16 protein-coding genes and 1 pseudogene are annotated in these 12663 nt (G+C 29.4%); 15 read left to right on the top strand and 2 right to left on the bottom strand.

Annotated features, from left to right (window positions below; translation table 11 throughout):
- The first annotated feature begins 390 nt into the window (after positions 1-390).
- The 4 genes and pseudogenes from GGR21_RS17305 to GGR21_RS17290 all read left to right on the top strand — a co-directional run bounded on the left by GGR21_RS17305 (position 391) and on the right by GGR21_RS17290 (position 4079).
- Positions 391-1709, top strand: a pseudogene (locus GGR21_RS17305) (site-specific integrase).
- A 9-nt stretch (positions 1710-1718) separates the two neighbouring features.
- Positions 1719-2525 (top strand): hypothetical protein, encoded by an 807-nt coding sequence (locus GGR21_RS17300; protein ID WP_183308494.1) that lies wholly within the window; start codon positions 1719-1721, stop codon positions 2523-2525.
- Between the two features lie 278 nt (positions 2526-2803).
- Positions 2804-3109, top strand: coding sequence for a helix-turn-helix domain-containing protein (locus GGR21_RS17295; protein ID WP_183308493.1), 306 nt, complete (start codon positions 2804-2806; stop codon positions 3107-3109).
- Complete coding sequence (locus tag GGR21_RS17290) at positions 3096-4079, top strand: AAA family ATPase (protein WP_183308492.1); 984 nt, start codon at positions 3096-3098, stop codon at positions 4077-4079. Before GGR21_RS17295 ends, GGR21_RS17290 begins: the two co-directional genes overlap by 14 nt.
- Before the next feature lie 277 nt (positions 4080-4356).
- Here the strand turns inward: GGR21_RS17290 and GGR21_RS17285 are convergent, their stop codons facing one another.
- Entirely contained in the window at positions 4357-4575 is a 219-nt protein-coding gene (locus tag GGR21_RS17285) for a helix-turn-helix transcriptional regulator (RefSeq protein ID WP_183308491.1), read from the bottom strand.
- A gap of 153 nt (positions 4576-4728) precedes the next feature.
- Between GGR21_RS17285 and GGR21_RS17280 the strand changes: the two genes are divergently transcribed.
- Positions 4729-5199 (top strand): outer membrane beta-barrel protein, encoded by a 471-nt coding sequence (locus tag GGR21_RS17280; RefSeq protein WP_183308490.1) that lies wholly within the window; start codon positions 4729-4731, stop codon positions 5197-5199.
- A gap of 11 nt (positions 5200-5210) precedes the next feature.
- Positions 5211-5726 (top strand): hypothetical protein, encoded by a 516-nt coding sequence (locus GGR21_RS17275; protein WP_183308489.1) that lies wholly within the window; start codon positions 5211-5213, stop codon positions 5724-5726.
- Between the two features lie 57 nt (positions 5727-5783).
- Here GGR21_RS17275 and GGR21_RS17270 read toward each other — a convergent pair whose 3' ends face one another.
- Entirely contained in the window at positions 5784-6095 is a 312-nt protein-coding gene (locus GGR21_RS17270; RefSeq protein WP_183308488.1) for a helix-turn-helix domain-containing protein, read from the bottom strand.
- Between the two features lie 173 nt (positions 6096-6268).
- Between GGR21_RS17270 and GGR21_RS17265 the strand changes: the two genes are divergently transcribed.
- The 9 genes from GGR21_RS17265 to GGR21_RS17225 all read left to right on the top strand — a co-directional run bounded on the left by GGR21_RS17265 (position 6269) and on the right by GGR21_RS17225 (position 12576).
- A complete protein-coding gene (locus GGR21_RS17265; RefSeq protein WP_183308487.1) occupies positions 6269-6463 on the top strand; it encodes a hypothetical protein in 195 nt (64 codons plus the stop codon).
- A gap of 19 nt (positions 6464-6482) precedes the next feature.
- Positions 6483-6809, top strand: a complete 327-nt coding sequence (locus GGR21_RS17260; protein ID WP_183308486.1) for an SH3 beta-barrel fold-containing protein — start codon at positions 6483-6485, stop codon at positions 6807-6809.
- A gap of 171 nt (positions 6810-6980) precedes the next feature.
- The gene (locus GGR21_RS17255) at positions 6981-7568 is read left to right on the top strand and encodes a tyrosine-type recombinase/integrase (protein ID WP_183308485.1); all 588 of its coding nucleotides are present in this window, start codon (positions 6981-6983) and stop codon (positions 7566-7568) included.
- A gap of 48 nt (positions 7569-7616) precedes the next feature.
- Complete coding sequence (locus tag GGR21_RS17250) at positions 7617-8057, top strand: NUDIX domain-containing protein (RefSeq protein ID WP_183308484.1); 441 nt, start codon at positions 7617-7619, stop codon at positions 8055-8057.
- 17 nt (positions 8058-8074) lie between these two features.
- Positions 8075-8965, top strand: coding sequence for a (d)CMP kinase (gene cmk / locus GGR21_RS17245; protein WP_183308483.1), 891 nt, complete (start codon positions 8075-8077; stop codon positions 8963-8965).
- A 5-nt stretch (positions 8966-8970) separates the two neighbouring features.
- On the top strand, positions 8971-9834 hold the full coding sequence (locus GGR21_RS17240; RefSeq protein WP_183308482.1) for a radical SAM protein: 864 nt from the start codon (positions 8971-8973) through the stop codon (positions 9832-9834).
- A complete protein-coding gene (locus GGR21_RS17235) occupies positions 9825-10829 on the top strand; it encodes a pentapeptide repeat-containing protein (RefSeq protein ID WP_183308481.1) in 1005 nt (334 codons plus the stop codon). Before GGR21_RS17240 ends, GGR21_RS17235 begins: the two co-directional genes overlap by 10 nt.
- Before the next feature lie 8 nt (positions 10830-10837).
- A complete protein-coding gene (locus GGR21_RS17230; RefSeq protein WP_183308480.1) occupies positions 10838-11317 on the top strand; it encodes a hypothetical protein in 480 nt (159 codons plus the stop codon).
- A gap of 611 nt (positions 11318-11928) precedes the next feature.
- Positions 11929-12576, top strand: coding sequence for an RES domain-containing protein (locus GGR21_RS17225; protein ID WP_317169906.1), 648 nt, complete (start codon positions 11929-11931; stop codon positions 12574-12576).
- Positions 12577-12663: the final 87 nt, after the last annotated feature.

Here is a 12663-nt window from a genome sequence, read left to right as displayed (position 1 = left end):
TAAAGAGGACAACAGAAATCTGCTCAAACAGTATGAGGGAAGAAATATATTTTGTATCTTTATATGGTAATTATCAGTAGAATGGCTCTTCGGAATACTAAAATTTAGAAAAGTTATGCAATACTTATGCAGTCTAAATAAAAAAGGCTGCAATCCATTGAATTACAGCCTTTAACTTTCTTATCCAAGTACCCAGATCCGCGTTTGAAAGATGCAATAAATTGCTCTTGTGGTTTTGTCTTCCAATAAAGCAAATATGGCATATATACAATTATATCAGTAATTTACACTCACAAATTTTATTGAAATAGATTGCATTAAATTGTAGATAATTGCAGAGATGTGGTGCAAGTTTAGTATATTTGCACCACCAGATTAAAACTAATACACATGGCCACTACAACTGCATTTATCAGAACAAGCAAAAAATCCAAAGAGGTTAATGTTCGATTTCGTCTTCGAGATGGTCGCACAGTAGATTTATATCATGTGAGTGAATTTCTGATTAACTCAGACCTTTGGGATGATAAAAAGCAAGCTATAAAAGCCAAGATGCTATATAATGAAACTAAGCGGACTGAGTTTAACAATTCAATTAATGGAAGAAAAAGCCTGATAGCTGATATATATAGCAAAAATGTAGGTGTGGAGGGCTTGACATCTGAATGGTTGGAAGCAGAAATAGATAAGAGATTGCACCCTGAAAAGTATGGCATAAATGAAAAACAACAAACATTTTTTGAAACTTTTGAAGAGTTTTTGGAGAAAAGAAAATTATCCCAAGTCCGCAAAAACAATTTTCGCGTAATCATTAGGGCTTTAAAACGATTTGAACTATACAAAACTATTATAGGGTCAAAAGTTTTTGAATTAACCTTAAATTCTGTTAGTACAGAAACTTTACATGAAATTGAGAAATTTTTGAGAAATGAACATACATTTTTTAGTGAATATCCTGAGATATATGAGAAAGTACCTGAGACACGCACCCCACAACCAAGAGGGCAAAATACTATTAATGATATATTCACCAAGATAAGGACATTTTTTCTTTGGTCTATTGATAGAGAATTAACCAACAACAACCCTTTTAAAACCTTCTCTATTGAAGAATGTGTTTATGGAACTCCTATTTACATAAGCATAGAAGAAAGAAATAAGTTATATACCACTAACCTCAAAAGGCATCCTAAATTGGCTATTCAAAGGGATATATTTGTTTTCCAATGTGTAATTGGTTGTAGGGTTGGAGACCTTTATAAAATGACAAAATCTAATATAATAGATGATGCTATTGAATATGTTGCAGGGAAGACAAAGGACAATAGACCTAAGACAATTCGTGTTCCTCTCAATCAAATAGCCAAAGATATATTAGACAGGTACAAAGATTATGGCGGGAAGCTATTTCCTTTTATTTCTGAACAAAATATAATGTGGCTATTAAAACTATATTCTTAGCAGCAAGATTGAAAAGACTAGTTACTGTTATTAATCCTCAAACAAGGGAAGCTGAAATAAAGCCTCTTTACTCAATAGCTTCATCACATCTGGCTAGAAGAACTTTTGTTGGGAATTTGTACAAACAAGTAAAAGACCCTAATTTAGTAGGTTCTTTATCTGGTCATAAAGAGGGTAGCAAGGCTTTTGCCAGATATAGGGATATTGATGAAGATATGAAAAAAGACCTTGTAAAATTGTTAGAGTAATTTTTATATATGAAAACCAACAATTTAGAAATAGCATTAAGGGAGTTCAAGATACTTGTTGAAGTAAACGACAAGAAAATGATTATTACTTATAACAATTACAAAATTGATGAAATGCTAGAATATAAGCAATACATACTTGGCTTATATAATGATTATTTTGTGGATTTAAGAGCGAAACTTGAAACTCTTATGCTAAATAATCCAACTTTACTTTTGAATTTTGTGGAGAGTAAAATAACCTTATTTAATGATATTAAAGATACAAAAGGTATTAATAATAACAGATGGAGAATGTATTTGACTGCAAAAAAGAAACTTGAAAATGAAAAGATTCTTGACAATCTAAAATCAATGAGCGAATCCATACCAGTTTTACTTGAAAAAATGATAAAGGTACAATTGTATTATATAAATAAAGCAATTAATGAATTAACCAACCTTCACTCTATATATTCTCCTAAGGAAATTGAACAACAACAAATAAAAGTAATTACAAGGCAAGAAAGGGCAATAAACATTGATAAGTTAAAAGAATACTTTGTTTCCACATTCAAAGGTATGGGTAATGGGAACATTAATAATTTTGACTTAATGATTGAGGAACTTAAAGCAGACTTTACAGGGAAAGAGTTTGCTCAAATTGCATTAATGATTTACGAGAGTGGTCAAATGAATAAAAGAAAGCCAAATACTTTTGCAGAATGGTATAAGTTATTTTGTGGATTAATTGGTTGTGAACAAAAATCATATGACCCCAACAAATTAAGAAATCCAAAAGAAAGGATAATAAAACTATTCAATTATTTACAATAAAGCAGACAGTCTGCCTTTTGTCCGCTAGTCTACCCATTCAAATTTAACCAATCCGCTTCTTATCCGCTGTGAATATCTGCCCAATATTTCACAGTTATCTGATAATCAATATATTGTATTTATTTCTAAAATCTGCTTTTCCCTTTCTGTGAGGAGTTCGCTCTATCTTTGTAATGTAAATAACGCAGAGAGGATATGCGAACCTCTGTGACTACTCTAATAGCTCGCATACTATTTGAGAGTAGACATAACCAAAAACATAATTTAAAATGAACAATATGTTTGAATTGGTAAATAAATATCCTGAGCTAAATATAACAGTAAGAGCAGGGGAATTATTAGAAATGGCTGAGTATCTGGTAAAACTTACTCGCAAAGAATTAGAGCAACAAATTACAGATGCTAATACTGAAACCTATCCAAGCCGCGACCAAGTAGCAAAAATGCTTGATGTCGATAAATCAACGCTTTGGAGATGGAGTAAACGAAATTACTTAAAACCTATTGAAATAGGTGGCAAACGTAGATATAGAATGAGTGATGTTAAACAAATTTTAAAAGAAAATAAAGATGGAAGCAACTAATAATATGATAAATAATAATAGTAGTGTAAATTTGGCTAAAAATAGTGTATGGCAACAGTATGGTATTACAGGGGAACAACTATTAAATAATCCAATTAAGGAGATACCTTGTATACTAACACCAATATTTCAACAAGTAGGACTGGCTTGTATAGCTGGGAGTAGTGATACAGGGAAAAGTAGCTTTCTTAGAAACTTATGTATGAATGTTGTTTCTGGTAAAAAAGACTTCGTTGGATTTAGTATAAATGCAATACACCGCAGGGCAATTTATGTTTCAAGTGAAGATGATGAACAGGCTATTAATTATTTAATTCAAAAACAAAATTCTGATTTGGATATCTCTCCATCTGACTTACAAGGACTGATATACATTTTTGATACAGAGAACCTTCTAAAAAAATTAGACAGAATGCTCGAGGAACAGCCTGTTGATATTGTTTGTATTGATGCTTTTGGTGATATATATAGTGGGGGAATGAATGACAATAATCAAGTGAGAAATTTCTTAAATCAATATTCCCAGTTAGCTCAAAAACATAAATGCCTTGTGATATTCTTACACCATAATGGGAAAAGAACAGAGAATCAAGCACCCAGTAAAAATAATTTGATTGGCAGTCAGGGATTTGAAGCAAAAATGAGACTTGTTCTGGATTTAAGATGTGATACTGTTGAAGCAAATATAAGACATCTTTGTATATTGAAGGGCAATTATTTGGCATCAGATGCTAAAAACGAAAGTTATAAATTAAGGTTTACTGAAAATATGACTTTTGAAGATACTGGGGATAGGGTTGCTTTTGAATTTCTCAAGAAAACAGATGACGATGATAGATTGAAATATGAACAAATTTTGGAATATCAGAAAGAAGGATTAACTCAAGATGAAATGGCTAAAAAAATGGGATTTGCCAATAGAAGTAGTATTTCTCGTCTAATTAAAAAATTTAAAGGATTGTCCCAGTAAATTTATAGATGTTGCTTGTTGTCAGGATATAAATAGTAAAGAACAACAAGCAACATTATTTCACTTAACTATACAAGTTAATTAGAGGATTTTAAAATTTTATTTCAATGTAAGTGTTTTTCGTTGTATGGTGGTGATAGATAGGGGGATAGGGGGATAGGGGTATCCCCTATTGTCCTAATTTCAAAAAAGACACTATGTATCTAATAATGAGTATGGTTCTGTGTGATAAACTGAAAAAATTTTCTATTTTTTTGAAAGAAGATATTCACAACTCTTATTCTACATTTACAATATCAATCAATTTTACATTTAAGGCTTGACATATTTTATAAAGAGTTCCAAGCGTGGGATTAGTCCTACCTTTTTCAATCCTTATCATATTGTTATATTCAATATCTAATTTATCCGCTAAACTCATAATTGATAATTCTTGATTTTCTCTTATCTCTCTGATTTTCAAACCCACTTTTCTTATTACATCATCCTTATCCATAATTTTTTTCTATCATTAATGATTGATGGTAAAGGAAAATGATTACTTTTGCACCAAAACAATCATATATGATTGTTTATGTTAAAAAGGAGTAAGCTGAAAATCCCTAACGATGAACAGAGTAAGCACAAACTATCAAAAATATTTATCTCTATGAAGAAAGGATTCTTATTTATTATTTTAATTAGTGCTATAACTAGCAATGCTTTTACCCAAGAAAACAAAAATTCATTACAAGCAAATGTTTTGTATGGCTCAAAGATTGAAACTGTTGGATTTGGGCTTACATTCAATTTAACAGGACAGAAACATGAGTTTTCTCCCTCAGCTAATTTTTTCTTGCCTAAAAGTGGATTTAAGGTGACAGAAATAAATCTTGATTACCATCGTCTTTATGGTATAAAAGATAGGATTAAAATCTTTCCTATAATTGGTTTGGCTCTTAGCAATTGGAATGGAGACTATGTGGAGGACAAAACAACAAAATTTGGATTAAATCTAGGGCTGGGTGGCCGCTACAATATTGATGATAGATTTCATGCAGGATTTCAATACAAATATAGTGTTATGAGTAATTCAGGCAGCCAATCTGCTCCAATGCTGACAATAGGTTATAAACTTTAAATTAAGAGATTATGAAGAAGAATTTATATTTCATTGTAGTTACATTATTCTTTATTAGCTTCATTTCTTGTGGTGATGACAATGATGATGATGAATATTCCATTTATTCAGGCAAAGATGCAAAAATCGTAGTTGATAATCAGAATATTCCTATATACTATGTAGATGCAGCTTTCTATGGTACATTCTTTGAATTTCACCTTTTGGCAGATAAGGATGATTTACTAAAAAGATTTTATTGTGTTTGGGATATATCAGATTTAAGCAAAATTAAAATTGGTGATGACATAACCCAATATGATGATTTTTATTTTGAATATACGATTAGTGCTACCAATTTCTATGAATATACCCCTAATAAAAGTGATAAAAAGGGGTCAATGGTTATTACCAAAATCGACTTGGATAAACAGGAAATATCATTGAAGGTCAAAGACCTGTTTATGTATAAAAGTCAGTTTTGGGGTGAGCCTGATGATTGTGTTGTTAATGGTGAAACAATAAACCTAAAATATAACATCAAATAACCTTACATCCTACACACTAGAAACCACCATAAGAATAATTTCTATGGTGGTTTTTTATTAAACCATGTGGTCTTTTAATAATTTAGCTTGGCTATAAACCTCTTCCAGAGTTGGAAAGCTATCTATAATACAAACATCTTCGTTGAGCTTAATTAACCCAAATACTTCAATATCTTTTTTCTGGGTTTCCTTGAATAAGTCCTTTAAATCAACATTTAGATATTCAGCAACTTGTTTCAACCTTTCTAATGTTGGATTACCATTAAGACTATTGGATAAGTTTACCCTATTGATACCTATCATATCAGCCAAGTCTTGCATTGTCTTACCTTGGTGTTTCAGTATTTCCTTTATTCTTAATTCTTCCATATAATACCTTGTAATGGTTTATTATTCACAAAAATACTTACCAAATCTATATATCACTACAATAAAGTGTTAAATCTTCAATAAACTATTACGTTTTCTTTATTTTTGGTTTTAAATGTAATGTTATACCACTATATTTGTAGTGTAAATAATTAATAAAACATTACAAAAACATGAAAGCTAAAGTTGGTTTATATCATTTCTGTCATAAGCGCAATATGTGGTCTGTCTATCAATATACATCAGTTACACCTACAAGTAGTACTGCACGCCATATTGAAGACTATGGATATTACGAAGACGCTGTAAAAGCTATATATCGTCTTAATGGATGGGGTGAACCTAGGAATATAACAAAGAGATTCTAAACTATTAATATTTCAAGATATGAAAACAGCTATCAACAACTTGGCATTATTGAACAGGGCTAGTAATATGGTTTTAAGCGGTTATAACCTCACTCAATCACTTCAAATATCTGTATTGATTGAAGTATTACAGTTCAAGTTGATAAATGGAACAGCACATTTTATTTATAGGAAAGCAAATGGTGAACTAAGAGAAGCTTTTGGAACTCTATTAACCAAAACTGTTGAACGTAATATCAATGGTCGCGGTTATCCACGCAAATTGGATGGCTTACAGGCATACTTTGATATTGTAGAACAAGAGTGGCGTTCCTTCAGATATGAGAACCTTATAACAATACTGTAATTTGTTGTTGCTTGTTGTCAATCCCTAAGTAAAAGCAACAAGCAACAACCCTAAAACAATCACTTCTCTTATAAGTGAAACAGCTAAACGCTTGATAAACTTTCGATTAAATATTTTACCCTAAAACAAGCATTCACTAACAACAAATAAACCCTAAAACTGAATATTATTATGAGCCTAAAATTTCAAAATACAACTGCTGATTATTTAGAATGGGATAGCAACATTCTTTTAATCTCAAAACTATTCCAAGACCAAAACTATAAATTTAGTCTATTGATTGCCTTGGGTTCTTTCTTTGGAATTAGAATTTCTGATTTATTAAATTTGAAATGGGATGATATACTCAATACTGATATCTTAACCATTATTGAGAAAAAAACCAAGAAACAACGCACCATCAAAATTAATGGACAGGTGAAAAAACATATTTTAGCTTGCTATAAAGAGATAAATCCTAAATCAGCTAATGATTATATATTTACAAGTCAAAAAGGTTCTGTCTATTCAGTTCAGAGAATAAATGTTGTTTTTAAAGAGGTAAAGGTTAATTACAATCTCAAAATTAAAAACTTCTCAACTCATAGTATGAGAAAAACGTTTGGTAGGCAGGTATATAATAATGCTGGTTCTAATGCTGAATTGGCATTAGTGAAGTTATCAGAATTATTCAACCATAGTGATATAAGGACTACAAGAAAGTATCTTGGTCTTAGAACTGAGGAACTGATGGAAGCTTATGATTTATTGATATTCTGACATAGTATAGCGCTTATATATTGAAAAATATGTATTTTTGAAAAAAAAATGAATAGATATCATATAATAGCCACAGTACATCTATGTGTAATAAGAGATAAAAAAATTTTATTATCTAAAAGAAAGAACACAGGATATAGAGATAATCAATATAGTCTTATAGGAGGACATCTTGAAACTGATGAAACTATTATCAATGGAGTCATAAGGGAGGTTTTTGAAGAAATAGGAGTTAAGTTAGATATTCAAAAAACTCAACTCGTTCATGTTATGCATCGCAGAAAAGAACATTCTTTAGATGAAGATAGGATTGAGTTCTATTTCACATCAGATTTTAATTTGTCTGAAATAATAAATAAAGAGTATAACAAATGTGATAGTTTATTATGGGCTGACATATTCAATCTCCCTGATAATACTGTACCATATATTAAGCATTTCATTCAAGAGTATCACAAACAGAAAAATTATAGTGAATTTGGGTGGTAATTTATAATAATAATAAAATGAGTAGTATTTCTATAACAGGTGATTTAGGTAGCGGTAAAAGTAGTGTTGCAAAACTTTTGACTGAAAAATTAGGCTATCAGTATATTTATACTGGGTTAATGCAAAGAAAAATTGCAGAAGAAAGAGGCATGAACACTCTTGAACTCAATTATTTTTCAGAAAAGAACAAAGATATAGATGATTACATTGATAATTATTTAATGGAACTAGATAAAGCAAAAGAAAATTATATTTTAGATTCTAGACTAGCGTGGCATTTTGTTAAAAGTTCATACAAAATATATTTAACAGTAAAACCAGAAATTGCTGCTCAACGAGTTTTTCTAGATGAAAATAGAATAAATGAGCCTGATGCCAAAAGTATAGAAGAAAGAATTAGTACATTACAAGAAAGAAAAATGGTAGAAGTTAGGCGATTTAAAAAATTATATAATATAGATTGTCTTAACTTTGAAAATTATAATTTAGTTATAGATACATCATATTCTTCAGTAGAAGATATTTGTAATTTAATTATTACTCTTTTTAAAGAGAAAGAAAAAGACTTTCCCAGATATTGGGTTTCACCCAAATCACTTTACCCAACTGAACATGTTCGCAAACTAGGTTCAGAAGAAGCCAAGAACGTTAGAGATAGTATTATGAAAAATGGGTTTGATTATAATTACCCTATTCAGGTTGTAATGTATAAAGATAATTTATATATTTGGGATGGTCATAAGAGAACTAGCGGTGCACTTTTCAATAAAATACCATTAATTCCTATAACAATTTTAGCAAGAGACAAGGAAGAAATTCACACTAATCATACAGCTGAAATGTTTGTTGAATCCTTAAATAAAAACTTTATATACGATTGGGAAGATATTCATGACTTTTATTTCTAATTTATATGGAATTATCGATAGATTACATGATTCATGGAGTATGCAATTTAGATTGTCCATATTGTTATGGGTCAAATAAATATACAAAAGAAATATCCAAAAAACAGAAATTTGAATTATTAGATTTTCTATCAAAATATGATAATATTAGAATCATAGTGTCTGGAGGAGAACCATTGATAAATCCTGATATTATTGATTTTTGTTCTTATGCTAATAAGTTGAATATAAAACTAGCAATTCAAACTAATTCCATAGAAATTAATATATTAGAGCAAATTATACCTTATTTAGATTGGGTAGCTTTTCCTATTGATGGAATTAAAAAGGATACACAGCATATATTAAGAACAAATATAAATCATACAGAATATGTAATAAATGCTATCAAGATAGTTGATGATTTTAAAAATGATAATAATAAGCTAACTCCTAAGATAAAGATAGGCACAGTAGCTACTATTCATAATGTTAATGAATTGCAAGCTATCTTTGAGCTAATATCTAGTTTCAATATTGATATCTGGAAAGTATATCAACTTCGTCGTAGGGGGAAAATGAATGATGTTTTTAAGTACAATAAATTATCAGTGAGTTGCGAAGAAATACAGACTCAATTAAATAAAATTGACACAAAAAAAACTTTTCCAATCTATTTTTCAAAAAATGTTGAAAATGATAATTATATAATTATAGAACCTAACTCTGAAATTATAGCAATTAATTCCAACCAAATAACTAGTTGTGGAATGTTGTTTAATGATGAGCATAGTCATCTTAATACTTCCCCTTTAAAAAATGCTATTTCCAAATTAAATTTGGAATTATCTAAAGATAATATTAGAAAATCTTTTCCAAAATGGCTTTAGCATATAGGACAGAATATAGGGATATGAATCTTGATAATTTTGATTTTCAAAAAGGATGTTTAATTGGGGTCAAATTTTATAATTGCAGTCTATGTTATTGTAAATTTAATCATTCAGATTTAAGTTATGCAGAATTTCATGATTGTGATTTATATTGTGTTGAATTTAACAAAGCTGTTCTATATTCTACTAAAATTAATGATTGCGATTGCACAAAGACATCTTTTGATGGCGCGTACTTAAATGGACTTAAAACAAATAACATTTTTGTTGTCAAGACTGAATTTGGATATTCTTTCAATACAGGAAAAGAGCGAAAACCTATTAAATACGACAAAACAATAGTGCAAGACTTTTATATCTGTAAGTTAAAACCCTTAGAAGATAACATTTGCAATATTGAAAAAAAATATAATGGTATTTACTGTCCAACAACTAAAATTGCAATTAAATTTATAGATGATAAACTGGATGAACGAAGGGTGTGGGCTAGAAAAAGTGAAATAGCAAAATTGATAAAATTAACTTTAGAGAACAATGGATATGATGATAATTGCCTTGACTATTATTATTATCAACGTTGTTTCCTTCGTAAATCATATAAAAGTAGATTAAAAAGGTTTTTAGATTTAGTCTTTGGTGCTTTTTTCTGGGGTTATGGTGTTAGAATAACTAATCCTATATTAGTGTACTTTGGAAATGTTCTATTTTTTGCTATAATTTATTCTACTTTACCTTATTTGGATGAATGTAATCCTTCAGGGATGGCAATAAAAAATGAAGTTATAAGAGTCTATATACCTGATTGTGGACTTTCTATTGATGCCATTGGAAATATAATATATGGTTCCATTCTAATATCTTCTCTTTCTATTTTTGGAACTGTTGAAGTTTTAGGAATGGGGAAAATAGCAACTGTTATTCAGATATTAATATCTATTGTGTTATTGGGAATTGGAGTTACAGCTTTGGGTAAGAAAATGTCAAACATATAAGAAAAAAAATGAAAAGAGAAACCAGTAGAAATTACATAAATTCAAATTTTACTAAAGTAAATAATCAATTGTATGTTTCTTATGAGGATAAAGTTGTTCTAAAATTATCTCACATTCTTGAGATTGAACCTGCTCTGCTATCTGCTCAAAAGGATAATATTGATTTTTTTACATTTTTCACACAAAAAGAGGAAATTGATATTGATATTACATTTTTTTTCTATTTTGGAGCAAATAGGGATAATGGATTTCTATGTTTTCATTGTCCATCTCTAATAAAAAATAAAACTAATATTTTGGCTGTATTGGATAGCATATTTAGTCAGAATACTCATTTTAATAGAGATGCAATTGTTAAGGCAATTATATTAGATATACTAACTAATATGTCCTCTTCTTTATCAGCTTATAAATGTAGAGTGGTTAAATCTCCATCTGAAATTTATTTTGAATTTTCTAATGATTTAAAGAATAATATACAAAACTAAACCTTTTGTGGTGCAAATGTGGTGCAGTTTGTAGAATAAAAAAAGCTAACTATCTTTTAATTTGACAGTTAGCTTTCTCAAAAGTACCCTTAAACGTTCTATTCTCGAACCAATTTCTTGAAGATTTAGACTTGATTTATGAATTGAGAGAGTGGATTCCTAAGCCATAGCAGTGCCAATACATTGGAATATAGCATTAAAGTATCGTATTCGTATTGCGAGGATTTTGAGAAAATTATTACCTTTATCAAAACTGAATAGAAGTAATATTATCTACTAAATATATAATGGCAAATAGTTTTATTTATCATTCAATAAATTCTACCGAAGAAATACTTAGTTGGAAACATTTATTGAGAAATTATTCATTAGAAAAAATTAATAGAGAAATTGATAATTATAAAACATCATGTCATATCGATTCATCCATAGATAACAGAATACAATCTGTTATTAATTCTCTTTTCAATATCGATTTTCAGGGTCATAAGTTCTTCCCTCATTTCAAATACAATATTGAACCAAAGGGAGTTTCTTCTAATATACCTTACTATTTTTTTCGGATACGTAAGTTTTCTGAGGAAAACGAATTTTAATCTAACGATAAAGGAATCAGGTTTGAAACTCTCAATATTAAAGAATTTCAAGCTTTAGCAGATGTATGGGAAAGACCTTCAGAACACGTAAATAATTATCAACGATTAAATAAGCCTCATCAATCAGTATTGTATACAAGTTTAATGTCGTCAACGGCGATATTAGAAACTCGTTTAAAGGAAAAGGATTTTTTTGCATTAATTGTATATAAACATAAATCGAATTTTAGTTATAGTGATTGTTCAAGATTTATCTATTTGAATGAATTATCCGAAGAAGAAAATATGAAAAGATATATCTTATTTAATTTTCTTCGAGAGGAATTCACAAGGATACTACCTGATTCATATAGTGAAGGAAATCAGTATTGTGCTGCTTATCACATAAGTCACAAATTTTTTATTGGAGAGAATACCCAAGCAATTCAATATCCTTCAACACGAGGATTAGGTCATTGTAATTTTGCTTTTTGGGGTAATATTCATGAATATTTAGATTTTGTAGGTTTCAGAGTAGCTATACTTGCTTCAAAAAAAGGAACACAAAGCGATATGATGGTTTTTGCAGACTCATTTTGGAATGATAAATTGAATAAATTTGAGTATTTTTCTCCTAATTCTGATAAATCAAAGCAAATATTTGGAGACCCTTATTTGAAATAGTTTCGATCTGATCTGACAGTTAAAGGGCAAACAATTAAGTTTGTATTGCTAGATAAAACCAAAAGTTTAACCCTTTAAAATGTCAGA

The organism is Dysgonomonas hofstadii, assembly GCF_014196915.1.
GTDB classification, from domain to species: Bacteria; Bacteroidota; Bacteroidia; order Bacteroidales; family Dysgonomonadaceae; genus Dysgonomonas; species Dysgonomonas hofstadii.
Note: the sequence above shows the minus strand (reverse complement) of the source record. Positions and strands in the feature narration are given on the sequence as shown.

Bases quoted from the DNA above. Each gene is read 5' to 3' on its own strand.
- GGR21_RS17255 (WP_183308485.1), top strand. From the start codon at position 6,981: ATGAGCCTAAAATTTCAAAATACAACTGCTGATTATTTAGAATGGGAT.
- GGR21_RS17235 (WP_183308481.1), top strand. From the start codon at position 9,825: ATGGCTTTAGCATATAGGACAGAATATAGGGATATGAATCTTGATAAT.
- cmk (WP_183308483.1), top strand. From the start codon at position 8,075: ATGAGTAGTATTTCTATAACAGGTGATTTAGGTAGCGGTAAAAGTAGT.
- GGR21_RS17280 (WP_183308490.1), top strand. From the start codon at position 4,729: ATGAAGAAAGGATTCTTATTTATTATTTTAATTAGTGCTATAACTAGC.
- GGR21_RS17240 (WP_183308482.1), top strand. From the start codon at position 8,971: ATGGAATTATCGATAGATTACATGATTCATGGAGTATGCAATTTAGAT.
- GGR21_RS17260 (WP_183308486.1), top strand. From the start codon at position 6,483: ATGAAAACAGCTATCAACAACTTGGCATTATTGAACAGGGCTAGTAAT.
- GGR21_RS17270 (WP_183308488.1), bottom strand. From the start codon at position 6,095: ATGGAAGAATTAAGAATAAAGGAAATACTGAAACACCAAGGTAAGACA.
- GGR21_RS17290 (WP_183308492.1), top strand. From the start codon at position 3,096: ATGGAAGCAACTAATAATATGATAAATAATAATAGTAGTGTAAATTTG.
- GGR21_RS17295 (WP_183308493.1), top strand. From the start codon at position 2,804: ATGTTTGAATTGGTAAATAAATATCCTGAGCTAAATATAACAGTAAGA.
- GGR21_RS17265 (WP_183308487.1), top strand. From the start codon at position 6,269: ATGAAAGCTAAAGTTGGTTTATATCATTTCTGTCATAAGCGCAATATG.
- GGR21_RS17250 (WP_183308484.1), top strand. From the start codon at position 7,617: ATGAATAGATATCATATAATAGCCACAGTACATCTATGTGTAATAAGA.
- GGR21_RS17285 (WP_183308491.1), bottom strand. From the start codon at position 4,575: ATGGATAAGGATGATGTAATAAGAAAAGTGGGTTTGAAAATCAGAGAG.
- GGR21_RS17275 (WP_183308489.1), top strand. From the start codon at position 5,211: ATGAAGAAGAATTTATATTTCATTGTAGTTACATTATTCTTTATTAGC.
- GGR21_RS17230 (WP_183308480.1), top strand. From the start codon at position 10,838: ATGAAAAGAGAAACCAGTAGAAATTACATAAATTCAAATTTTACTAAA.
- GGR21_RS17300 (WP_183308494.1), top strand. From the start codon at position 1,719: ATGAAAACCAACAATTTAGAAATAGCATTAAGGGAGTTCAAGATACTT.